This window comes from Flexilinea flocculi (genome assembly GCF_001192795.1).
In the GTDB taxonomy this organism is placed as follows: Bacteria; Chloroflexota; Anaerolineae; order Anaerolineales; family Anaerolineaceae; genus Flexilinea; species Flexilinea flocculi.
In genome coordinates this window covers 591,288-616,300 of the sequence record NZ_DF968181.1, presented here as the reverse complement: position 1 = coordinate 616,300, position 25,013 = coordinate 591,288, and the positions used below count along the sequence as shown (strand labels likewise).

The window sequence follows — 25,013 nt, the reverse complement described above, 5'->3', positions numbered from 1 at the left end:
TTTTAATGATTTAAATCAGAAATTGAAGCATTTCCATAAATGGATGACCAATCACTGCGGAAGTCATCCACCGCTCTTTGAATATCCGGAAGCGATAAAGCGGCATGAAGCACAGACGGCAGAACTGTCACAGCGTGCGCTCCTGATTCAAATGCTTTAATGACCTGACCAATGTTCTTAAAACTCGCACCCAAAATTTTTGTTGCATAGTTATAAGATTGAATCATTTTCGCAGTTGTGGAAATAACATCGCAAGGATCAATATCCATGTTTTCCATTCTGTTATAGTATAGAGCTACATAGTCTGCTCCTGATTCCAGGGCAGTCAGCGCCTGGACTTTGGTATAAATTGCCGTGCCGGTGACATTTATTTTTTTTTGTTTTAATATACGAATCGCTTTCAACCCTTGTTCAGTGACGGGAATTTTTATGTAAACTTGATCATCAATTTGCTCAAGGATCGTCTCGGCATCTTTTAAAATACCGTCTGTATCTTGGGATACAACTTGAATATGCATCGTTCGTTTCAATCCAATCAGATCACGGATTTCACGAAAGTGAGTGAAAAAATCAATTTTTCCATGTTGAAATATTATCGATGGGTTGCTGGTTATGCCGGTAATCGGATAAATATCCATATATTTCCGGATATCAGAAATATTTACAGTATCAAAAAGATATTCCATAGGTAGGTCTCCGCTACAATTTTACTCCTGTATGATAATAAATAACCATTCGAATCATAGATCAACAATTCGAAATGTGGGGAAAATTCTCTCTTGTCGGGAAGTTTTTGCGTTTCGTAAAAAAACTCCACAACGACAAGTTTATCCGCTTTTTTCGAATAACAAGTCCATATTTCGAATTACTGATCAGTAATTCGAAATATGGAAGAGAATAAGCATGATAGTAATTTTTACGCTTTACACAAAATTACTATTGCCTTCAGAAATATAAAAAGAAAAAGAATACTCTTTATGCTTGCTGTTCCAGTCTGGATTCAAGAATAATGAGAATTCTCTTTCATGCTCTCAATAAGAGAACTATGTTTATCGAAAATAGCCTCCGGTAAGTGTTATTTTGATGTAAACAACACTTTTATTCCATAGATAAAAATGAATGCCGGAAGCAGCATCGTTTTCGTATCAATAATCGATAAGACTGGAATTACCACTCCGATATTTTTCACCAGATCAATTCCGCCCAAGACGATCATCGCTATGCCGATCAACCAATTGACAGAAGGGTTAATGATGAGTTCACATAGACCGATAATCATAAAAACAACCGGGAACCATGCATCCAACGAGAAACCGGCTACGGAGACTGTGATTCCAAAAAACGGCAGAAGTTTGATTGCACTGAACAGTATTAATATCAACCCCAGTAAAATTGCTATTCCTTTGCGCATAATGTGCTCCTTGATGACTCCGTCGATCAACGGCTAAAATATCTTCCTATCAATGAAATGATGCAAGAAATATACCGATTTCATTGAATCAAATCCGTTGATGATTCAATCCGATGAACGAGATCGGCTTATATTTCTTCCACAGATTCAATTTTGGGGAAGAATTGACGTAATGTGCCTTCAACCCATCCATGAACGGTGGAAGAGGACATCGGACAATCCGCACAGGCTCCTCCCAGTCGAATTTTGACAACTTTCCCATCATATGAAACAAAAGATACTGATCCGCCATGATAATGATTAATATAATCATCCAATTCAGCAATCAGTCCCTTAATCTGCTCAATTTCAGAATACTTCTCTACCATAATCACCTCATCAAACTCCAATCGAACCACCAGTCATTGGATTTTCTAAAAAGTCTTTTCCGATTTCAAATCGCTGTCTTACTGTTTGATAGAAATAATATCAATGTAATTTTATTTTAATTGTACTCCGTCTGTATAGACCAAACCATTTTTAAGCATAATAACAGCATCTCGAAATATGGAGGGGTTTTCTTTCCTGTTGTGATGATTATACGCGAGGCGCAAAACCATAACAACAACCTATTTTCGCTATCTATTTAAAAAGTTTGTCCCTATTTCGAATTGTTGGCTTCTCATAGAATCAATGATGTTTTTTTCTGAGCGATTATAATATAGCCATACTTCATTTAAAATAATTATGTATTTTTGAGGCAGCCATATGAAAATTATTGAAATTACTGAGATGTCGCAGCAGGTTTATGATGCATTTTCAGTACTAATTCCCCAATTATCTACTTCCGCTGTTATTCCATCATGGGAAGCATTAGAAGACATGATTCATTCGAAGGCTTCCATCGTTCTTGCAGCCGTGGATTCAGAAAATAACCAGAAAATCCTTGGATCGTTGACACTCGTTGTATTTCGGATTCCAACCGGAATTCGAGCTTGGATTGAAGACGTTATCGTTGATGAAAAAGCAAGAGGTATGGGTATAGGGGAACAATTAGTCAGAGCTGCTTTAGAACGAGCAAAAGCTGAAGGAGCCAAAACAGTTGATTTAACATCCAGGCCCTCACGAGAAGCGGCGAATCGGTTATATCAACGTTGTGGTTTCCAGGCACGCGAGACGAATATATATCGTTATAAAATTGATTAATTTTTACCGGTTTTTTCGATACAAGAATTAACTTGCAGGCATTCTCATTCTTTTGGTATGATGAAACCAGGAGATCATTTCGATTGTCTGTCTTTATAAATATTGGATTGATCAAATAACACATACCAAGCCGGCAAGATAATCCGAAAATACAAATGATAGGATAAGACAGGAAGGAAGAATTCGGTGAAGGAAGAACGATTTCAATTTAAAAAGATTGACGCTTTTGCCACAGAAAAATCCGAAGGTAATCCTGCCGGAATGATTATGCTTCATCCATCCGAAGAAATCACGGATGAAAAGATGCAGCAAATTGCCAAAGAATTAAAAGGATTCGTCAGTGAGACCGGATTTGTTTTTCCAGAATCAGATGAGAAATTTCGGTTGAAATATTATTCCTCCGAAAAAGAAGTTAATTTTTGCGGACATGCGACGATTGCCATCCTGTACGAGCTTTTTTCGAGTATTGATTCATTAAAAACAAAAAAGCAGATCAAAATCCAGACCAATGATGGCGAATTAACGGTTGAAAACAGGATTGATGAAGAAAAATCAGTCTTCATTATGTCACCTTCACCAAAATATCATTCCATTTCCCCGTCAGCCAAAGATATTGCTTTAGCATTAAACATTGAAACTGAAGAAATCAATACTGAGTATCCGATCGAAATCATCGATGCGGGTCTGATTACGCTATTGGTCCCCATCCGATCATTGAAAACGGTTCTTCAAATGAATCCTGATTTTGGTGCGCTTAGAGATTTTTCACAAAAACATCAGATCCATATCATTGAAGTATTTTCGGATGATACCAGTGTTCCGGAAAATGACTTTCGAGTTCGAGTATTTGCTGCAACTTTTGGCTATCTGGAAGATCCTGCAACTGGATCCGGAAATTCAGCATTAGGATACTATCTGCTGCAGCATCAGTTGTGGAAACGGCCTGTCATTCGTATTGAACAAAATCAATATCACGATCGATTTAATATTGTTCAACTTCGAAAAATGACGGATATGAACGGAAATATCAGAGTCTCTTTTGGAGGCGGTGCAATAAAGAAAATTGAAGGAGAATATATCCTTTATAGCAATTCTTAACTTGCTTATTCATCAGAAACAGAACTGTTTTATAGCGAATGGAACTGAAAAAAGAACCAATTCGAAATTCGGAAAAACATATTAAAAAAGAGAAAATATTTTTTATTGTTTTGTTTCAAAAAAGAGCACAAACATAACATAGCTGTATGTTATCCTTTCCAACAACCGATTGTTTGAAGAAAAGGGATACAAGACTCTTTTTTAAGGTTTTATCATGATTATGGTCTCCAAATTGAGATACTTTATAATATTTTTGAGGATCAGATAAGAAAATTTAATTCCTAAGGATTATTTATGAGTGCAAACAGCAATACCAGTATTTTTGAAGAACTGAAATGGCGTGGATTGATCTATGACGTAATGGATGGCGTTGAAGAATTACTGGCAAAACAAAAGATTACACTGTATAACGGTTTTGACCCGACTGCAGACAGTCTGCATGTCGGTCATATGGTTCCAATGATTGCCCTGGCACGTTTCCAGCGGTTCGGTCACCATGTTATCGCACTGGCAGGAGAAGGAACTGGAATGATCGGGGATCCCAGCGGAAGATCTGCAGAAAGAAACTTGCTATCAGCAGAAGAAGCGCATCACAATGTCGAAGAAATTAAGAAACAGCTCGCTCATTTTTTGGATTTTGAAGTCGCAACGAATCCTGCACGAATTGTAAATAACGGCGATTGGCTGCTGAATTATAAGCTGGTCGATTTCTTACGCGATATAGGGAAACACTTTACCATTAATACCATGTTAACCAAAGATTCTGTTAAGAATCGAATGAATCGGGACAGCGGTCTCTCTTATACAGAGTTCAGCTACAGCTTACTGCAATCGTATGATTTTTTGCATCTGTTCGAGACAGAAAATTGTGTCATGCAGACAGGTGGCAGTGATCAATGGGGGAATATTACAGCCGGATGTGAATTGATTCGAAAAAAGACAGGGAATAGCGCTTATGGATTGACCTATCCGCTGGTAAAAAAAAGGGATGGCACGAAATTCGGAAAAACTGCCGGAGGCGCCGTCTGGCTTGATCCAAAGCGAACTTCTCCATATAAATTTTATCAATTCTGGTTAAATACTGATGATGCGGATGTGATTGATTATTTGAAGTTTTTCACATTCTTTGATCAGGATACAATTCTGGAGCTTCAAAATGAGATTCAAGAAAAGCCGGAACTGAGGAACGCCCAAAAGACGCTGGCAAAGGAAATGACACAGATGATGCATGGGCAGACTGCTTTAGAAAAAGCGATTCAAGCCAGCGAAGCGCTATTTGGAGGAGAGATTTCCGGTTTATCTTCCGATGACATCCATGAGATTTTTGCTGAAGTTCCTTCTTTTGCTTTTGATAAAGACCAGTTCTCCGGCACGGGAAAAGATGTGCTCAGCCTGCTTGTTGAAAGCAACTTTTTGAAATCAAAAGGTGAAGCAAAAAGAGCAATTGCTGAAGGAGGTATTTACATCAATAACCACCGTCTGAATGAAAATTCAGGAACGATTACGCTGGATCAATTCATCGAAGGCAAATATCTGGTTCTCCGCAGGGGGAAAAAGAACTATTTCATCATCGAAACTCTTTAAATATTGAAAAAAACTTCTGTTTTGAAATCAAAACAGAAGTTTTTTTCTTTCCATTTTAATCAGTGGTTATTTGTATTGCCCCAAGCCAATACCATAATAGCGAAATCCGAGATCAGTCAAACTTTGAGGATCCCAGAGATTTCTCCCATCTAAGATCACATTTCCATGCATCAATTGATGGATTTTTTCAAAATCGAGTTGTTTAAATTCATTCCACTCTGTCGCTAAAAGAAGCGCATCCGTTCCCTCTACAACCTGATACGGATTTTCGTAAAGCGAAACCTCTTTCGGTAATACTAATTTCGATAATTCCATTGCCGCAGGATCATAGGCAGAAATTATTGCACCTTTTTGAGTCAGATATTTGATAATATCGACGGCAGGACTTTCCCGTATATCATCTGTATCCGGTTTAAACGCCAAACCTAAAATACCGATCCTTTTTCCCTTTATGTCGCCAAATATTTCCTCAAATTTTTGAACAACATGCTTTCGTTGATACTTATTAATTTCAATAACCGCCTGAAGAAGCTGGGGTTGTGTTCCAAATTCTTGAGCAATATGGACCAAAGCTTTGACATCTTTTGGGAAGCAACTGCCTCCCCAGCCAATTCCAGCATTCAAAAATTTTGGACCAATTCTGGAATCAAGACCCATCCCTTTCGCAACATCGACAACGTTGGCTCCAACTCTTTCGCAAATATTTGCTATTTCGTTGATAAATGAGATTTTCGCAGCCAGAAAAGCATTGGAGGCATATTTAATCATTTCTGCTGTACGAATATCAGTGATCAAAATCGGACAACGCAAGGATTCATATAATTCGGCAATTTTCTCGGAAGCAGCTCGATTATTCGATCCAAGCACAATTCGATCCGGCCGCATGAAATCATTGATGGCAGTACCTTCCTTCAGGAATTCAGGATTGGATACAATACTGAACTTAATTTCGGTTTCAGCAAACCGTTCCTGAAGAATCTTGGCAGCCCAATCTCCTGTACCGACAGGCACTGTTGATTTATCTACCAGGATAAAAGAATGATCGATGGTTTCAGCAATCTTTTTTACTGCTTTTTCAACATACTGCATATCTGCTTCGCCATTTTCACCTGAAGGTGTTCCGACAGCGATAAAAACGTACTCCGCCGATTGGAGTGCCGCCGCATAATCGGTTGTAAAATCAATTCTTTTTGCGCGATACGCTCTCTCAACAATTTCCTCTAATCCAGGCTCATATATCGGCATAATGCCTTTGTGAAGCCCGTCGATTCGCTTCTGGTCGATGTCCAGACACATAACCGTATTTCCTAAATCAGCGAAACACGCTCCTGTAACAAGGCCAACGTAGCCTGTACCAATCACAGTGATTTTGCTCATAACACTCCAGATTTTGAAATTAGTAAATTGTTTATATTTATAAACAAAAATGTTGATTTATGTTTTACCCATTTTTTCAAGCCAGCCACGGACCATTGTAAACAAATCCTGAAGCTGAGCGACATATAATTCATCATGCAGGCTTACTTCATCCATTGCAGAAGCCGCGGAGTCTTCAATTGCCTGCATTCTTGCCTGCAACGCTTGGATACTTCTTTGATAATCGGATTGAATTTCATCCTGCCCTAAAGAATAATTTGTCCATCGTTTTTGATCATCATTTTTATACGCAGCCCATTCCTGCCGTAATTTCTCCTCTGTCAGACGCTGCATCTCAATCAGTTCATTCGTTCTGCGATCAAAACGCTGAGTCACTTCGTCCAGTGAATCCTGAGAGCGTTTTACAGATCGATGTGTGTTTTCTAAAGCCTGCATTTGAGTATCCAGATTCGCTGCTTTTAAAATTATTTCATCAAAAGTTGTTTTCCATTCCTGCCAGGTCTTCGAAAATTCCAGATTGATCATATTTTGCTTTTCCTGGAAAGTTGAAATGGTTTGTTTTCGTTCCGCTTCAGACGTTGCCAAATCGTTGATGCGTTGTTCAATTTTATGTAGGCTGTCATTCACAAGGTCAACACGACCGCGCATATCCTCAATCCGTTTCCGATATGCCGACATCTCATTTTGAACATCAGTGACCCGCTTCATATCCTGACGGCGGCTCTCTTCAACGGCCTTTTGAAAACGAATGAAATCTTCACGATCCTGAGAAATGGCATCGATTCTATTGCCAACTTCTTCAATCAATCTTGCCAGCCGAAATTCTTCATCTACACGAGCCTGTATCGTCTTTCGAATATCCTGGATGGGTTCCGTTACCTTTCGAATTTCGGCAATCGCCCGATTCAGTGAATCAACACCGTTCCTTCGCGCTAAATCAATCTCTTTTTCTTTCTCAGAACGGACTTTATCTTTTTCCTCGATCGTCCGAAATGCGTCCACCCTTAATTGAGATAAAGCAGATTCTATCTGGTCAATTCGCGGGAAAATGTTGGAATATCGTGCGATTTCATTCTGAAAATCTTTAATTTGACTCTTTAATTGAATGTTTTCGGATTGAAGCGCAGAAATTTGTTCAGCCAGAATTGTGATTTGGTTTTTATCCTTCCGCCGTTCATTATCCAGCCATTCAAGTCGTTTATTGATTTGTTCCGGATCGAAAAATCCGTCATTTTCTGTTGGTATCCACACCTGCGCCATGTAAAGTCATTCCTTTCAAAACTTATATGCTATTATACCCGTTCCATTCACGCTTTTGGGATTACTCCCAGCAATTCAAATTTTGAAAAAGAAATCGCTGCTGTGTTTTTTTGCGCTTTGCGTAAAAACAGTAAAACAATATTTTTTCTGTCTCGATTTAAAAAATGTTCATATTTCGAATTGCTGCATTTCGAAACATGAGATACTTTATTTTTAAAGACCATCAAAATTCGAATTGTCAACATAACCTACTTTTGAAATATATTTTTTCCATTTACTTAACAAGGAATGCAGGAAACTGAAACTGCAGATTACGGATAAATTGATTAAAAAGCAACGGGAAAAATGTCAAACTGAGCATAATCAGAATTAGAACAATCAAAATTGCAGTTTGCCCGCCTGTTTCTCTCGAAAACACGTCATTCTCAGATAGAGACAACAGCAATACCGTTATCTTAAATCCGGTAATGATAATGAACCAGCATCCGGCTGCCGTCACAGTACCGATCAATGCAGATTGGGAAAAACCAAGAGAAATCATGACAATTTTTAACGGGAATCCGGCGAACAGCGGCAATCCTGCTACTGAAAAAAAACTGGCAAGCAATGCTATGCTGACAACAGGTTTTCTTTTGAATAAACCAGGGATTTGCTGCAGCGTCACATTGCCATTTGTATCGACACTAAGAATTTTTACCGCGAGTGACCATGCTGCCGCAGCGATAACCCGAATAATCAGAAATGATAATAATAAATGAATCGAATTTTCTGTCTTGATACCTAATAATAACAGGGAGAAACCATTTTCTGCAACAATCGAATAAGCTTCCAAACGCTGAAGGCTTTTTTGGAAAAAAGCCCAAATAGAGCCCAGCAAAAGCATTATTGTGCCTACAATTTTCAGCCCTGAAAAAATCGGCGTAAATGAACGCATCCATGCATATGTATTTAAAAAATTCAAAAGGATAAATAAGGTGGAAAACTGGAGAAGACTCATAACGAAGCCGGAAACGTAAGGGCACGTCTCATCCATTAATACTGCAACCCAATCATGAAACGGGAATATAGCCAACCAGAAGATAAAACCTAGGAAGAAAATCACAGCGGCTCTGGTCACAAGAAACTCATCAGAAGGATTAATATCTACAGAAGCAGATAACCAACCGCCAAGAGCAATAAATGCCAGACCAAAAGTTTGAAAAAAAAGAAACCGTAAAATTCCATCACCACGCTTTGTCCGTTGCACCCAAAAAAGCGGCATCGTCAATAAGACAACAAATTCGACGAAGAAAGCGCCGTAAATAAATGGTTTCACTGAAATTACACCGATAATCAGAGCAATATCCATAATTGCAATTGGAACGAAAAGACGATGAACCTGGACAACCAATGCGCCAAAGAACCAGATAGCCGCAAACAGATACAAAAATGCCAAAATTGGTTGAGAAGAACGCTCTAAAGTCAAACTTCTTCCAAGAATTTCTTTTGTAGATGTAAAGATTAGCGAATTATTGCCATAAACAATCATGCTATTAATAGGAATCGTTAAAGCGACAAAAGCCAGAAACAAACAGAGAATGATCGCGAGAATTGTGATCAGCTTTCGTTTCTCTGAGAATAACATGGATAATGATCCAAAAAGGAAAGGAAGAAAAAACCATAAAACAGGAGCACTCATGAATTTTCCTCCGATTCCAGAAATTCTTGCTCTTCCTGCTCAGAATCCGGTTTGAGAAGGATGAAAGCGCCCAATAAAGTAATTAACAGATTTATTGCTGTCAAAAAGCCAAAAACCAACGAAGATTCTTCTAAAAGAATGTAAACCAGTTGAAATCCGAAGAAAAGATTCAATAATCCAAGCATCATTGAAAAATAATCATTGTCGAGACTGACTTTAACAATCCCGATACTGATCATCCATAAAGACACAAACAGAATTGAATCAGGAATTGGAATCCATAGTGCAATTCTTGGTTCGATGGAAAGTATTAAACCCCAAATGAGAATACTCAGTAACACTCGAAATAATGGAAAGCTAATGAAATATTTTTTTTGAATCGGAGCTCGAAAATCAATCTGATCCGTGCCAATAATGGCTGCTCCCATTAACCCGGTAAGGAAGATGATGAACAAAATTTGAAATGAAAAAATTCTAATGAGTAAAAATATTGCACCGATATATTGGAATAAGTATGCCAAAAGACAAAATCGTTTTTCATTTTGATCCTGATTAGCCAATATCAAAGCGGAGCTTAGTGAAATTAATCCCAGACCGATCATTGACGTGAGAGGAAGCTCGTATCTCATACTGACCGCCCTGAAAGGAGAATCCAGATGAACGCTATTAGCAATAGGAACTCCCATAAGATTCCGCCAGGTCCTTCAATCATATCAGAAATAAAAAATACACTCTTTTCGATACCGTACGCGATTTTTCTTAAAATGAAAAAAAACCAGTCTAATTCAAGCACTTTACGGTTAATCAAAAGGAACCATTTTACTAAAATTCGAACCCAATTGATGACGTTCTGATATCGTTTTTGCGAAATCCAATATACACCGCCCCACAGAAAGAAAACAGCAATAACAAAAGATGCAAGAGAAGCCCACCATATACCTGTTTGTCGAATAAAGAACCAATTGAAGGAAGCAATCAATAGATAAGAACCAATTGTAAAAAGAATTCCAATCGGATACACACTCCGCATCCATGGTTCAGTCACAGGTTGATTAAATTCTGTATCAGAAAATATATGAACAAATAACCCTGTCAATAGCACACAATGGACACTCAAAAAAAGAATGTCCATTGCTGAAAATGGATAAACGATAAGGCCTGTCCATCCGGCAGCATTCGGTGTATATGGCAATCCGGAAAATAGGAAACAAATGGTTACCAGCAATGCTTTGAGCGCCCTTGAATTTGAATGCTGCAGAAAAAAAAGCGGGCTCGATAAAAGCATGGATACGCCCCAGATTATGGAAGCTTGTTGTTGTCCTCTCAGAATACAGGCGAAAGCCATACTGGCTGTGGCAGTTATAAAGTAAGATTTTCTTTGATCGGTATCCGTTGTAAATAACCAGCCAAAAGCGCAAAAAAACGCAGCAAAACCCGAAAAGATACTTAAAGCAGTAGCAATATCAGGAGACAGAGAAGTCAGCGGTATGCGGCATAAAATGGGGAGTACTGTAAAAATCGAAGTAAACCGTAGCATGGTGACAAGACCGGTTTTTGTTTGCGAATAACTCAGATGCGGCTGGTAAATCGGAACAATCCCCAATCTCATCGCACATGCAACTAATATGAGAATACCGCCAGATGAAGAAACGACATCTGCCTGATACAGACCTCCGGCATCGTAGATGCTTAACGCCAGCCCGACAGCTGCTACCAGAGTACCCGTCAGACGAATTGAGGTGACTTTCGTAAGAAAGCTTACAAAATTAACTTTCTCTGAAACCGAAAAAACAAAAAACAAATCAATAATGTCAAAAATCATCCAGCATAATAAAACAGGCCATATTCCACCGGAAGCGATTCCCATCATTCCGATGAATGCAATCATTTCAAAACCGATCCATTGTTGAACCGCAGTTTTCGATTCATATCGGGATGAGACTGTAAGAATCGTCATAAGAAAAAGTGAGGAAATAGCCATGAGGTAAGGCCGGGAGAAAGAATCCAGTTGGAATACCAATGGAATTTCCATACCCGGGAATGTACTGCGGCCTATTTGAAATGCTGAATCAGGAACCCAATGCAAATAAATAGTCCAAATCCAAAATAGACCGGCAGTAACAATTGTAATGAGCCAGGATATTCCAACATTTTTCCGAATTTTATCCATCAACCAAATTGAAACCGTTGACAGAAATAAAATACCGGCTGGAACGATCAGAAAAAGCATTCTATTATGCCTTATAACGGCTGCGTTTCAGAAAACGTCCGCCTCCGCGTTCACCATACCACTGATCACCGTCAACAATCAATTTCCCACGAAGAAATACTTTCTCAGGAAAACCTTTCAATTCCATCCCCTCATATAGATTGTAGTCAGTCCGATGTCGAGCAACTGAAACGCCGTATTTAACAATCTTTTCAGGATTCCAAATAACAATATCTGCATCAGATCCTGGATTAAGATTCCCTTTTTGTGGATATAAACCAAAAATCTTAGCAGGGTTTGTGCTCATTACCTCGACAAACCTTGTCGGCGACAATTTCCCTTCCACAACCCCTTTCGTCCAAATTACCGACATACGATCCCCTACACCTGGAACGCCGCCGGGAGTTTTGGAGAAATCATCCCTTCCTAATTCTTTTCCGGGACTCTGATAAGGTTTCCCCTGATACATGATTGGTTTTGTGCCATCATATAAAAACGGACAATGGTCAGTCGAAATCACATCAATCGTTCCATCTGCCAGGGCATTCCACAATCCGTCATTATCCTTCTCTAAACGGACTGGAGGTGAACAAATCCATTTTTTGCCATCTTCTCTTTCCAATTCTTTTTCAGTAAACAACAGATACTGAGGACAGGTTTCTCCAAAAATTGGCAGACCGTGATTTCGCGCATACAAAAGTTGGTCAGCTTCCTCTTTAACATTCATATGAACAATATACAACGGAGCATTACCTGCCGAAAACGAAATTGCACTTGTCCGTAAAACCGACTCAACAGCTCCCCAAGCAGGTCGAGTTCTTGCATGCCAAATCGGTTCAGTATGACCACTCTCCAATGCTTCTTTAACCAACAAATCGATCAAATCGCCATTTTCAGCGTGAATCAGTGAGATAATCCCTTCCTGTTTAGCTATCCGCATTGCCTGAAAAATTTCGTCGTCTCTCAAGCGCATTCGGCCGTTATATGCAGTAAACATCTTGATTGAAGTAACTCCCAATTCAGGCAGCAATGGAATTTCGGCCAATGTTTGTTCATTGAAGGTGGTAAAGTTTTGGTGGATTCCATAATCCACAGCAATATTCGGCAAAGCCTGTGCTTGCCATGTCTTAAAACTATCAATAAGAGAGGGTTGATCATGATTGGCAAAATCAATCACAGTGGTAGTTCCGCCGAACGCTGCTGCCATTGTCCCTGTATAATGATCATCGGAGGAGATAGTTCCAGGCATTGGAAGATTCAGATGAACATGCGCATCGACACCGCCAGGCATAATGAGTTTCTCCGTAGCATCAATAATTTCTGTCCCTTCATATCTCGGTAAATTATCGCCGATTGCGATAATCTTTTCATCCCGGATTAAGAGATCTCCATCAAAAATTCCTGATTCAGTAATAATTCTTCCACCGGCAATAATTTTTTCCATACAGCTCCATTTTTATTGAAAATTTTAAATTTTCTATGATTCAAATACAAAGTATTTTAATGATTTCTACACATCCATGACAATTCCGACATCCAATAACTTGAATCAAATTAATTCAATCATAACAAAATCATGTTTCACTGCATCATATCAGCCAATTAAAATCAGTAATTCGAATAAGAAAAGATAGAAAAATTGTGGTTTTCATATTTCAGCCTGAAAAATCCAAATTGGATAAGGAAAGATTTCCTAACAGAAATAACAAATTCGGATCAACATTTTTCACCTCAACTTGTTCAGGAACGAATCCTTCGCTGCGTTCTCGTAATGAATTCCATAAAACATTCCTTTCAAAACCCGTAACGGACAAATCACGGATCTTTTTCGCTGCAAAAAATTTTTCTCCTGTTGTGTAGAAAAAGAGAAATCGTTTCCAGTTATCGGTTGAAATCGGATTAGACAGGGTTAATAAAGGTCCCAATTGAATTTTATAGTACTCTTCCGATGCTCTTGGATGATCCGGTTCCTCTTTAAATAATTCATTTCTTGTCGTTAATTCTACACCGCGTACCTCTGCATATTTTTCAATACAGCTTTTATGGTTTATCCCAAAATCAGCCGTTTGATAGAATGCAATGAAATCCACGTTGATGATTTTTGGCGCTGTCTTTAATGGAATCCGATACCATCCCAAAACTCTCGCGATTTCCATATCACGAGCCTTAGGCATGATAGCGATAAGAACAAGCGAAGTTTCTGTGAGATTCATAAGAAAAATTATAACGAATTAATTTTTTTGTTTAATAAAGAATAATTCCGTCAGTAATTCGGAATAAAGACTCGCTATTCGAATCAATCAGGAAAATATTGTTTGAGAAAAGATCGTATTAATTGGCATTATCAAGGCTCTTTAACCAGTAACGGCAGCGCAACCAGGCAGACTGTAAAGTAATTAGAAATTGGAGAAAAATAAAATGGCAGCACAGTCGATTCAAAGAATCCATAGAACGATGCGCTCAATACAAAAGGCAGCCAAAAATGACGTCGAATTATCATTGTTCGCTGAAAGATAACGACAAAAACGTACGTGTAGAAGCTGGACAGAAGGATTCCTCCACTATATAAAACCGAGATATACCCGTTGTGTGCACTCGCAAGCTGGTTTAGTTTTATTTCTATTATAGATTCCAATAAATTTGTTAATCCATTCCCGGCGAAAATGTTTGAAGAACGAAATAACTGCCAGCTTAATCGCCATATATATTCTCTGCCGGTTAAACCGTTTTTCAATTCACAGAATTTTCGAATGAAATCAAATTGCCAAAGGATCAAGCCCAAAAGAAAAATATCCAAAATCATGAAGATTGAACGGGAATAGTGATTTTTTCCCATTAATGAAAGAATAAAACCAATCACAAAAAGAAACACCATTATGACAGAACCACGCGATCCTGTTAAGAATAAATAAAACGTTAAGAACAAGGAATTTAGAAGGAAAAAGGTTTTTTTCGAAAGCCAAAACGCAGAAATGGACAGAATGATTGTCAATCCTAAAAAACAGGCAAACCGATTCGGATTAAGGAAAACTGATTGAAAAATTGAATCACGAAAAGTATCCATCGAGATTGTTCGAAATGCTTCATAATTCTGAAAGATATCATAAAAACAGCAAAACAGAAAAAAAAATCCAAACACCATTGCGATCATCACAAAATCTTTTTTATAGAAGCTGATTTTCTCTGATGTAATCAAGAATATATAAAAAAGTAAAAAGAAACGAATAATCGTTAATAAAGCATCGGCATCCTGATGGTTTTGAAAAAACAAAAATATTTGAGGAAACAAGAAGAAAAAAGCCCCAACCAAAGCCGGAATCAGCCATCTTATCAGTAACATTTTTTGCTGAATTCCCAGAAGCGTACCGTACAAGGCTGTTAATAAAATAACAACGTCCTGTAATATGATCAATTTTCTCGAAAGATACCAAAAACGCGTTAATGGGAGAATATACGTAATAAAAATCGGGTAGATGACAATAAAAAGAATAAACAACAACATCCACTTTCGACTGATTCGGATCATCAGTTCTGATTTCATAGGGATCTACTCCTTCGTGGTTTCAGAAACAAAAAAATGATTACTGTAATAAAACTGACGATAAAGCCGGGAATCAATCCGGGAGGAATATAGTACAAATCAATATCATGTTTTCCGCTGGAAAGAGAAATTAGCATAAAAATGTTGAAGACTTTCTTCTGCTGAATTGGTTTGTGATCCACGAAAACTCGCCATCCTTTTTCATGAGGAATCGTCAAAATTAAATCGTTATTATCAGAACCAACGGTGACTTGCCCAACGAGATGTGCGCTGTTAATTTTTTTCATCAACACTGGATTGGCCTCCATAAGATTATGAAGAGTATTTAAAGCAGTTAAATTCTCAGAATAAATGTAAGGTTTATGGATCGAGATACCGGAATCATAAATGAACAATCGGATGGTAATCACATGGTTATCTCCGGTAGTTCCCAACGGAATGACACTTGAATATTCGGCAGTAAGCGCTCGACCCAATAATTTACCGTTTACCTCCAAATCGATCTGCTGGTCGGTAACCGTTGGAAAATATACATAATAATAAACATCTTTTTTCGCCGGAATCTTCCATTGAAGAACTCCTTTTTGACCTATAGAAAATTTTGACAACATAATTTCATTATCCGAGATTTCACAAGTCACATTTTGACAGGAGAATTCCTGACCAATTGCCTCTGAATAAAGCGATTGATTCATTTCTCCGGTTATATACTGATAAATTGAGTTTTGAAAATTGAAAGGATTTGCATCATCTGGAATCGTCTTTTCCAAATGTGAGCGAGCGATAAAACCAAGCGGCAGTGTAAAAGGATTTTGGAAAACATGAATACCGTTCATTGTAAAAAGAGGAGGATAAGGCTTTTGAATTTCTGAATCGATTGAAAGCAAATATTTTATTCCGGAAAGACTGTCCGCAAAAGCAGTGGCTCCATAAGAATAACTGGCGATATTATTGTTCACCGCATATCCAAGCGACTTTGAAAAAGTCAGTATATCAGATCGGTTCATTGAATTGAAATGCGAGATACCCGCATAATCAAATTGCATCGAATCGTTGTAAGAACGATAGAAATTTTTTTCCATGCGATAAAAACCGGGATCGATTTTCTGAATTTCAGAGACAACTGGCAAGATCGTTTTAATGGAGTAGGCATATGAGTCAATCGATTCATGATTGATTGTTTTTATCTTAATAAGTGTCAAAGCATTGAAGGTAAGATTTACGAATGAAAGAAGAAAAACAATGATCAGAAAACTGTTCCCTAAAAAGGAGGAAGCGTAGAAAACATTCTTTCGATCTCTTTGCCACAGGAAAAGAATAAAAAAAAGAATAAGGGATACATCAAGCCATGGACAGCCATGATGGAGCTCGCTTTTAGATTCAAAAGAATATTGATCCTGCAAATTTAGAAATCCTGCAAGCAGCAGCGTGATTATAATCAATGAGAAAAAGCCCAGAAATGAAATGGATTTATTCTTTATTTGTGTGTAATTTCGATATGCTACGGATATTATCAAGAAACTAAATAGAAAAGAGAATCGGTATGGCCAACCATGAGGTAAATGGAATCCATGCCAAAAAAGATTTAATGGGAATAGTAGAAATGACAAAACAAAAAAAAGCGAAAAACATAGAGTCAGGAATCGCTCTTTTTTAGAAATCCGCTGGTTAAAGAAAAACAGAAAGAAATGGACAGATGTAAATACTCCACAAAAAACATTCGGAAGAGTATGATCAGCCATTTTCCCAACTTCATATGTCCCTGTGAAAAACATTGTTAGCAATTGAAATAATGAAATGTCTGAAGAAAAAGTGAGTTGGAAAGGTTTGATTCCTATCTTGTGTTCCAAAATTTGATAACCCACAGGTATCCATAAGAACGCTGATAATAAGGCGGTTAGCAACAAAGATTGGAAAAAGCATACCATTGTTTCTCTCGATAAAGAGCCGTAAGTAGCATAACAATAATAAAGAAAATACAATGTGGAAAAAAATAAAATCATCCAACCGATATAAAAATTAAGCACGATCGCAACAGATAATGAAAGTGTTAAAAGAACCGGTTTTTGATTATCCGCCAAATAATTGATCCCCAATACGACAAAAGGAACCAGAACCACCGCATCCAAAAATTGAAAATTTTCTGCATTCCATAACGAGTATGACATCAACGCATAACTTGTAGAAAACAAGTAAGCCGACTTATCATGGGAAAAAGCATGTCGTAAATAATAGAAACAGCTAAAACCAGACAATCCTGATTTGATCAAAACAATCCAAGACAGAGCCTTTGGCAAATCCTTTTGATGAAACCAGCAAATCACCCAATGCAGTGGATTAACCAGATAATATGCCCAGGTTGAATACATATCTCCTCCATAATTTTTACTGAAGGAGTACAGCAAATTCTCTTCGCCATTGAAAATTCGTTTGAGATAAGCGAAAAAGTCTGCATATTGCCATTTCATGTCGAAAACCAGGAATGTTTTAGAACCGAAAGGATAGAGTCTAATGACTGCAAAAATCAACAATAATATCAGAATCGGAATAAAAAAGGAAACCAGGTAACTTATCACAGAAAATCGAATTTTAGACAAACTTTTCGAAGTGAGGAAAAAAATATGTTGGTGTGGTGTTTTTAAGCGAAGCTTAAAAACACCACACCAAGTAATCCACCTCCTATTTCGAATCATTGAATACAGCCATTCATAAAAAAAAACCGCTTTTTTCAGATGCGGGTTTCCAGTCAAACGATAAGATGATTCAATTTGTTTGCATCCGGCAAAATTTCTAACTATGATCTGCCGGCTTTGGATCCCCGGGAAGAATCACATTCATGGGATCTGATGGCTCAACCAACGAAAAGAACGTTTCGATATCCTTCTGAATTTTTTCAAAGAAGGTATTCAATTGTTCAAAAGTCATTGGTGAATCCACGAATGAAGTGATTCCATTGAAGACATCCCACAAAGTCGTTTGTTCCTGTGTAAATCGATCAGGAAAAATCTTCACTGTTTCCTGAATCAAATCGGAAAGCTCAGCCAAAACCTGATCAGCCATATCTCGGTCCTCTTTTATTAATGCATTTTTTATAAGATCGATTTTTTGCTGGATTCTGGCATTGTAATATTCTTCCAATGATGGAAAATCCTCAGGTTTTATCTCCTGATCCGGATAACTTTCAGCATAACCTGTTGAAAAGCCATAACTCATCAATATTGCCATTACAAGCATGATGACATAGAAATATCTTTTCCTCATATGTTTAACCTTTCTTAAAATAATTTGAACGAAAAATCAATTTTCGAAATGCTGGATTAGCTCTTTGAAAACGATAATATTAATATAACATATTTAATGCTATATTGCAATTATTATATATTGTTAATTTATGTGTAATTTTATATGATTATTGAAGTAAATAGATAAAAAAGAACTGCCCCCTAAAAGGGGGCAGTTCTCGGTTCATCACGAATTTACGAACCCTTTTTGACAGCGTTGATTGAAATCATTTTTGGTTTCACAATCTCTGCCTTGGGAAGTTCCAGTTTCAAAACACCGTTTTCATAATCAGCTTTTGCTTTATCAGCCTCAACCTCTGATGGAAGAGATATTTCTCGATAATAGGAACTCCACGTATGTTCCCGAATCTCATAAGCAGATTTTTCATCTTTTTCGCTCTTTTCTTCCTTTACTTCGGCTTTCACCGTCAGAATGTTTTCAGCGACTGAAATCTGAATGTCATCGGGATTGACACCAGGGATGGTCATTTTTACATAAATATTGTTTTCATCCTGCTTCATGTCAACGCGGGGTGAAATCGTATCAAAAGAGGTTCTTTCATCAGCATCAAAGAAAGTGTTAAGCAAACGATCCATTGAATTTTGCATTGAAACTAATTCTCGCATTGGTTGAATTCGTAATGTTCTGTACATTTTTTCCTCCCTGTATGATTTTTATATCATTGTATTTTTCATTTATTTCGTTCAGGTTTTCCTGAACCTTACTATGCTTAAAATATAAATCGCAAGTATAAGAATCTTGCTTGCGATTTATCAGAATTATCTATAAAGATCGTTAACCAATTATTAATGAAAAGTTTTTAACTGTGTGATGAAAGATCTGTAGCTCGAAAATGTATAAAGCTTTATTAGAAAAAACAATTTTTTTACACTGCTGCAATAATTCAATAAATTGATTAGCTATCCAAATCAATCGGGAAAAACTTATTGTAGTGATGTTTTATCACCCAGTTTGTTCCAGCGGACGTTTATAATCGAAAAATCGGTACCCGACTCCGCGTTCTGTTAATATATATTTTGGATTTGAAGGATCCTTTTCTATTTTTTGCCGTAAATAGTTGATATATAACCTGACATAGTGCGTTTCATCCCGATACTCATAACCCCATACCTTCGCCAGCAGCTGGTCATAAGTCATCACCCATCCAGCATTCTGAACCAAATGATACAGAAGGCGATATTCTGTCGGTCTAAGCTTTACTAATTCTCCATCCAGCCAAACCTCTCTCTTTCCAAAGTCTAAACGCAGATGTTCATCGACTTGAATGCGATCAGTATCCTCAAGAGCAGCAGTACCTTCCGTTCGCCTTAGAACAGCTTTAATTCGACTGACCAATTCACGCGGGCTGAAAGGTTTTGAGACATAATCATCAGCTCCCAGCTCTAAACCATGAATCCGGTCTTCCTCTTCTGTTTTTGCAGTCAGCATGATCACAGGAACCTGACTGGTCTCACGGATCAGAGATAATGTCTCAAATCCATCCATTCCTGGCATCATGACATCCAGAACCACCAGATTGGGAATTTTTTCGCGAACCGCATTGATAGCTTCGACACCTGAATTCGCTTCAATGACAGAGAAACCATCATGTTCCAAATTGAGCCTAATCATCCGCACAATTCGTTCTTCATCATCCACAACTAAAATCAAATATCTTTTATTCACATCATCCATGGCTTCATTCCTCCCCAATCATCATTTTCTCAAATGCCGTTTCTTTTTCTGAGAATATTTCGATCGATTTTTTACCTGCAATTCATATCTTCACTATAACAAGAAAGAAGACTCTGGGTGCTCGGGTTTATGACACCTCGCAATAACTTATCAGGACATTTGAACAAGAATACAACTGATATTATCCGGTCCGCCATGATCATTGGCGGAATTGACAAATTCCCCAACAATTTCCTGTAATCCCGCTTTTTTTTGAAGAATTGTAATCATTTCAGATTCAGGCACTACAGACCACAACCCATCGCAACACAATAACAGAAATTCGCCAGCCTCAAATTCCAATTCGCCTGTATCAATTTCAACATCCAAATTAAAGCCCAAACTGCGCAGCAAAACACTGCGCCGCGGGTGTGTTAGCGCTTCCTCCTGATTGATTTCTCCCAACTCGACCAGCATGGATACGAGTGAATGATCATTGGTCAGACGGCGGCTATGAAATTTTTTATCGAAATGATAAATCCTGGAATCACCGACATGGGCAAAATAGACTTTATGATTCCAAACCTGCGCCACCGTAAATGTAGTTCCACCGCCGGGTACTTCTTTCTTAACTGATTTATTCGCCTGGATGATTCCCTCGGTCAAATATTCAGAAATGCTTTTTTTCAGCTCGTTATCTGCGATCAGCAAAGGATATACAGACTCAAAATAATACGCAACAAACGTATTAATCGCTGCAGCAGAAGCGCGATCGCCACTGATATGCCCTCCCATCCCATCAGCAATAATATATAAGCCAATTGTTGCTTTTTGATTCATTCGGAAAATTTCCGATTCAAAACTAAAAAGTGCATCTTCATTTGTCGGGCGCACTTTGCCAATAGAATGAGCATTTGCTGAGAACAGTGAATAGGTTGGCTTCTTTTTCATCATTTCGTATCGTAATCCATTTCATTCCACTGGGGGAGCCGCCAGTGTCAAATAATTCGCCGCAGCCCATCCTTCCAGTTTTTTATCAGAAAAGCCCGCTAATTTCCACCATACAAAACCGTCTTTTTCATCGGGACCATCGATAATTTTAAACAAATCACCATCCATTCCAATAAACAGTACCTCATCGCCGGTTCCAGGATTTGAACGAATTTTTAAACCTGCGCCCTGCGTATTCATGATCTGAACGAAAGCGCCAATTGAGAATCCCTCCGGTGAAACATAACGGACTGTGATTTGCTGTTTGGTATCAAGCGGAATTGATGTCGGGGTTAAAGTGCAATACGGAATTATCGTCAGCTCTGCAGTCCGATTTTGTTCAATGGAAATCGAGTCTAAACCCGATAGACCGATATAAACAAGAATTCCCCCGCATATGAACAAACCCAAAATCAGCGTCAGCAATAAGTATCTTAACCAAATAATCTTTTGTTTCGGTTTATCTGTCATTATGAATCCAAATGAATGGCAATGTGTTACCTGTTAATGTTTTGGCACCAATTCGAGTTATGTGAAGGATGATCATTTGTTGATTCCAAAGCAGTAATTCGAAATATAAAAAGAGTCCTTGTTGTATTCGAAAGGTTAATCCAGATTCCAAAATGCTAATTCCAAAATGAATCAAACCATACAATTTATAATTATATAACAATGCGTAATCATTCTTATCTTGCAAACCATTTCCATCAAATCCGATATCTTACTGCCGGAGGTCTGGCAGACATTTTCCTGGCGAATGTAAAAAATTCAGATCAGATTGTCGTAATCAAAAAATTAAAAGATATTTTTCGAAATGATGAAAAACGATGGAATAAATTTCGAAACGAAGCTGTGCTCCAATCTTGCGTCAACCATCCAAATGTCGTTCGTATCCTGGATTATTTTGAAATTGACGGACAGCAATATATTATACAGGAATATGTCGAAGGAATAACGCTATGGAATTTACTGCAAACCTCAAAAAAGAATCATCCGGATTTGGTGAAATCAATCGGTCTGCAGATATGCTGCGGAGTTGCCGCAGTACACCGGTCAGAAATTATTCACTGTGATATTAAACCGTTGAATTTTCTCATTACGATTAATCATATTTTAAAGTTGACTGATTTTGGTGAAGCTCGGAAGGCTGTTCCCGCAGACAATAGTATGGATGAAGAGATCGTCTGGGGGTCGCCGCTTTATATGTCTCCCGAATTGTCTGATGGTATTTATCCGAAAAAAACTACGGATGTCTACAGCATCGGTATCATACTATATCAGATCTTTGTCGGAAAACTTCCGTTTTTCAGCAATGATGCTGAGGAAGTTATTCGAATGCATCATGAAATGAATGCCTCCTTACCTTCAGATGTCAATCCGCCGATTCATCCATATCTGGAAAAAATCATCCTGAAATCGATCGAAAAGAATCCATCCAATCGATTTTCTGATGCAGAAGAATTGCTGCATGAATATGAGCGTTGGGCTGAACATCCGGTTTATCCTTGACTCATCAAGGGAAGGAGATATCACCGGTACAAACCGAAATGATCCTGATTTATAAGAATTTCATGCATAATTAAAATATCGTGAATCATAAAAATAATATTATGATGAACAGTAATTCGAAATTTGGAAAAACATTTATAAATAGAGAGAAAATAATTCAATTCAGACACTCATCGCATTAAAAGAAAGAAATTCATTAAACATTATGACCATCATGAAAACAAAAAAAGAGATTATCTCCCCTTCATTGTTGGCTGCAGACTTTATGCAGATCGGAAATGAAATTCGAAATGTCACCGCTGCCGGTGCCGATTGGATTCACGCTGATGTCATGGACGGCGTGTTTGTACCCAATATCACGATAGGCAATCCTGTAGTTGAAGCCATTAAATCAGTCAGTTCTGTACCGATAGACGTCCACCTGATGATTGTTCATCCCGAAAACCATATTCAGAAATTTATCAAAGCCGGAGCGGATATCTTAACAGTCCATTGTGAAAACAATGCCAATATTTTTTACACACTCATGGAAATTCGGCAATCCGGTATCAGCCCGGCTGTCGCGATCAATCCAGGGACACCGGTCACGATGGTTGAACCGCTGTTATCACTGGTCGATATGGTGCTGGTTATGACAGTAAATCCTGGCTTTGGCGGGCAAAAATTTATACCAGACTCACTTCAAAAAATTATGCAGATACGAAAATGGAGCGATGAAAGGAATTTAGACTTAAGAATTCAGGTCGATGGAGGAATTAATGAGAAAACAGCTCGCCAGTGCAGAGAAGCCGGTGCTGATGTCTTTGTCGCAGGCACATCGATATTTAAGTACCCGCAGGGGTATGCAGCCGGTATAAAAGCTATTCGTGGATCTTCGGTTGCTGAGTAATTGGAATCATAACCACCAGCTGCACCTGATTGCACCTGAAGTTACAGACAAACACAATCTCCCTCTTTCATCCGGAAAACCTTCCGAGCTTCTCTTAAATTACAAGGTGTTTTTCTTTAATACATAATAAAAAAAACTTCTCAAAAAAATTTGAGAAGTTTTCTTTTACTTTTCCGATTTTATTTTGCCTTCGCCATTGTGCGAATGCATTTGGCGCACAAAGTTTTTTGAACGGGACGTCCGTCTTCATAAACGGTAATCTTCTGCAGATTCGGATGAAACGCACGATTTGTTGCACGTTGTGAAAAACTTCTGTTATGCCCGAATACTGTTGCTTTTCCGCAGACTTCACATTTTGCCATTTTAGCCAATTCCTTTCATAACAAGTTGAATCTGGTTTTCTTTATTGTATGTGATTCATTTACACTGGTAGATAAATCACAAACAATAAAGAATCCCGCCCTTTCCAAACAGACATTGATTATACCACGAACCAGCGATTCGAAAAATGGGTAAATTGATTTTTCATTTTTTTCAAAACGGTCTTCCAAATTTCGATTTAATGGCCGCAAACCAACGGAAAGATATTCTAACATATTTCTCAGCGATTCGAAAAATGTGGAAAAAAACTTGTTGTGTTTTCCCTTTTCCCCTCAAGGTTTTTCCCAAATCTCAAATTGTTACGAATCCATATTTCGGAGCGCTTTATTTCGAATTACTGAGCTCCAATCATTTCGGTTTTTGATACAATCAAAGAAAAGGAAACAATTATGTCAAGAAAACAAGATCCTTTGTCTGTGGAATATATTTTACTGGGAATTATCAAAAAAAAGCCCATTCATGCATATGATTTATCAAAAATCCTGAGCACGCAGGAAGAACTTCGTATTATCTGGCATTTTAATCAAAGTCAGCTTTATGCTATTCTGGATAAGATCGAAAAAAACGGTTTGATTCAATCAAAAATTATCTCTGGAGATGCCTTCCCCTTTAAAAAAGTATATTCATTAACCGATCGCGGAAATGATATGTTTCAGCAATGGAAATTGGAACCGGTCCAACAGCCTCGGATGCTTCGATCTGATTTCTTGGCAAAACTGTACTTTCTAAAAGACGAACCGCAAAGTCTGTTTTCACCCGTCATTGAAAAACAGATTGCCATCTGTGAAAAATGGCTGCTGGATTACCAAAAACGAAAAGAAATGATCTCTTCAGAAAGTCTGTATCCGAAAATCGTTTTTGATTTTCGAATTAAGAGTCTCGAAGCCATGATCTCGTGGCTTCAAGAATGCATTGACATAAAGCAGCAATCCACCAATTTATAAA

The 25,013-nt window shown here is 38.0% G+C and carries 24 protein-coding genes; 6 read left to right on the top strand and 18 right to left on the bottom strand.

The features are described from left to right. Positions 1-2 precede the first annotated feature (2 nt). From ATC1_RS07595 to ATC1_RS07585, 3 genes are all read right to left on the bottom strand, one after another. Entirely contained in the window at positions 3-686 is a 684-nt protein-coding gene (locus ATC1_RS07595; RefSeq protein ID WP_062279884.1) for a fructose-6-phosphate aldolase, read from the bottom strand. A gap of 389 nt (positions 687-1,075) precedes the next feature. Then, positions 1,076-1,411 (bottom strand): hypothetical protein, encoded by a 336-nt coding sequence (locus tag ATC1_RS07590; RefSeq protein WP_062279882.1) that lies wholly within the window; start codon positions 1,409-1,411, stop codon positions 1,076-1,078. A gap of 128 nt (positions 1,412-1,539) precedes the next feature. Beyond that, on the bottom strand, positions 1,540-1,779 hold the full coding sequence (locus ATC1_RS07585; protein ID WP_062279880.1) for a NifU family protein: 240 nt from the start codon (positions 1,777-1,779) through the stop codon (positions 1,540-1,542). Between the two features lie 379 nt (positions 1,780-2,158). On the opposite strand from ATC1_RS07585, the gene ATC1_RS07580 reads away from it, so the two are divergent. From ATC1_RS07580 to tyrS, 3 genes are all read left to right on the top strand, one after another. Further along, entirely contained in the window at positions 2,159-2,596 is a 438-nt protein-coding gene (locus tag ATC1_RS07580) for a GNAT family N-acetyltransferase (RefSeq protein WP_062279878.1), read from the top strand. A 186-nt stretch (positions 2,597-2,782) separates the two neighbouring features. After that, positions 2,783-3,694: a PhzF family phenazine biosynthesis protein gene (locus tag ATC1_RS07575; RefSeq protein ID WP_062279876.1), complete on the top strand. Its 912-nt coding sequence runs from the start codon at positions 2,783-2,785 to the stop codon at positions 3,692-3,694. A 294-nt stretch (positions 3,695-3,988) separates the two neighbouring features. Further along, positions 3,989-5,278, top strand: coding sequence for a tyrosine--tRNA ligase (gene tyrS, locus ATC1_RS07570; protein ID WP_062279874.1), 1,290 nt, complete (start codon positions 3,989-3,991; stop codon positions 5,276-5,278). A gap of 66 nt (positions 5,279-5,344) precedes the next feature. Here the strand turns inward: tyrS and ATC1_RS07565 are convergent, their stop codons facing one another. The 14 genes from ATC1_RS07565 to ATC1_RS07495 form a co-directional block, all read right to left on the bottom strand. After that, complete coding sequence (locus ATC1_RS07565; RefSeq protein WP_062279872.1) at positions 5,345-6,655, bottom strand: UDP-glucose dehydrogenase family protein; 1,311 nt, start codon at positions 6,653-6,655, stop codon at positions 5,345-5,347. A gap of 57 nt (positions 6,656-6,712) precedes the next feature. Next, positions 6,713-7,915 carry a coiled-coil domain-containing protein gene (locus ATC1_RS07560; protein WP_062279870.1) on the bottom strand — a complete coding sequence of 401 codons (1,203 nt, stop codon included), beginning with the start codon at positions 7,913-7,915 and terminating at the stop codon, positions 6,713-6,715. Between the two features lie 274 nt (positions 7,916-8,189). Continuing rightward, positions 8,190-9,593, bottom strand: a complete 1,404-nt coding sequence (locus ATC1_RS07550) for a proton-conducting transporter transmembrane domain-containing protein (protein WP_062279866.1) — start codon at positions 9,591-9,593, stop codon at positions 8,190-8,192. Beyond that, positions 9,590-10,222, bottom strand: a complete 633-nt coding sequence (locus ATC1_RS07545) for a hypothetical protein (RefSeq protein ID WP_152024263.1) — start codon at positions 10,220-10,222, stop codon at positions 9,590-9,592. The genes ATC1_RS07550 and ATC1_RS07545 overlap by 4 nt, the downstream gene beginning before the upstream one ends. Then, positions 10,219-11,823 (bottom strand): hypothetical protein, encoded by a 1,605-nt coding sequence (locus tag ATC1_RS07540; RefSeq protein WP_062279862.1) that lies wholly within the window; start codon positions 11,821-11,823, stop codon positions 10,219-10,221. Before ATC1_RS07540 ends, ATC1_RS07545 begins: the two co-directional genes overlap by 4 nt. 4 nt (positions 11,824-11,827) lie before the next feature. Next, positions 11,828-13,246, bottom strand: coding sequence for a dihydropyrimidinase (gene hydA / locus ATC1_RS07535; RefSeq protein WP_062279860.1), 1,419 nt, complete (start codon positions 13,244-13,246; stop codon positions 11,828-11,830). Between the two features lie 211 nt (positions 13,247-13,457). Then, entirely contained in the window at positions 13,458-13,958 is a 501-nt protein-coding gene (locus tag ATC1_RS07530; RefSeq protein WP_152024262.1) for a hypothetical protein, read from the bottom strand. Between the two features lie 188 nt (positions 13,959-14,146). After that, the gene (locus tag ATC1_RS07525) at positions 14,147-15,343 is read right to left on the bottom strand and encodes an O-antigen ligase family protein (RefSeq protein ID WP_062279856.1); all 1,197 of its coding nucleotides are present in this window, start codon (positions 15,341-15,343) and stop codon (positions 14,147-14,149) included. Then, a complete protein-coding gene (locus tag ATC1_RS07520; protein WP_152024261.1) occupies positions 15,340-18,036 on the bottom strand; it encodes a YfhO family protein in 2,697 nt (898 codons plus the stop codon). Before ATC1_RS07520 ends, ATC1_RS07525 begins: the two co-directional genes overlap by 4 nt. Positions 18,037-18,133: 97 nt before the next feature. Then, on the bottom strand, positions 18,134-18,604 hold the full coding sequence (locus ATC1_RS07515; protein WP_152024260.1) for a hypothetical protein: 471 nt from the start codon (positions 18,602-18,604) through the stop codon (positions 18,134-18,136). 215 nt (positions 18,605-18,819) lie between these two features. Further along, complete coding sequence (locus ATC1_RS07510) at positions 18,820-19,278, bottom strand: Hsp20/alpha crystallin family protein (RefSeq protein ID WP_062279850.1); 459 nt, start codon at positions 19,276-19,278, stop codon at positions 18,820-18,822. A gap of 310 nt (positions 19,279-19,588) precedes the next feature. Continuing rightward, positions 19,589-20,320 (bottom strand): response regulator transcription factor, encoded by a 732-nt coding sequence (locus ATC1_RS07505; protein ID WP_062279848.1) that lies wholly within the window; start codon positions 20,318-20,320, stop codon positions 19,589-19,591. A gap of 150 nt (positions 20,321-20,470) precedes the next feature. Beyond that, a complete protein-coding gene (locus tag ATC1_RS07500; RefSeq protein WP_062279846.1) occupies positions 20,471-21,253 on the bottom strand; it encodes a PP2C family protein-serine/threonine phosphatase in 783 nt (260 codons plus the stop codon). Positions 21,254-21,271: 18 nt separating this feature from the next. Further along, entirely contained in the window at positions 21,272-21,760 is a 489-nt protein-coding gene (locus ATC1_RS07495) for an SH3 domain-containing protein (RefSeq protein WP_062279844.1), read from the bottom strand. 201 nt (positions 21,761-21,961) lie between these two features. Here ATC1_RS07495 and ATC1_RS07485 point away from each other — a divergent pair, with 201 nt between their 5' ends. Beyond that, positions 21,962-22,798: a serine/threonine-protein kinase gene (locus ATC1_RS07485; protein WP_062279841.1), complete on the top strand. Its 837-nt coding sequence runs from the start codon at positions 21,962-21,964 to the stop codon at positions 22,796-22,798. A 214-nt stretch (positions 22,799-23,012) separates the two neighbouring features. Continuing rightward, a complete protein-coding gene (gene rpe / locus ATC1_RS07480; protein WP_201777256.1) occupies positions 23,013-23,687 on the top strand; it encodes a ribulose-phosphate 3-epimerase in 675 nt (224 codons plus the stop codon). A 179-nt stretch (positions 23,688-23,866) separates the two neighbouring features. Here the strand turns inward: rpe and rpmB are convergent, their stop codons facing one another. Then, a complete protein-coding gene (gene rpmB, locus ATC1_RS07475) occupies positions 23,867-24,049 on the bottom strand; it encodes a 50S ribosomal protein L28 (RefSeq protein WP_062279837.1) in 183 nt (60 codons plus the stop codon). A 408-nt stretch (positions 24,050-24,457) separates the two neighbouring features. Between rpmB and ATC1_RS07465 the strand changes: the two genes are divergently transcribed. Beyond that, a complete protein-coding gene (locus ATC1_RS07465) occupies positions 24,458-25,012 on the top strand; it encodes a PadR family transcriptional regulator (protein ID WP_062279833.1) in 555 nt (184 codons plus the stop codon). Position 25,013 lies beyond the last annotated feature (1 nt).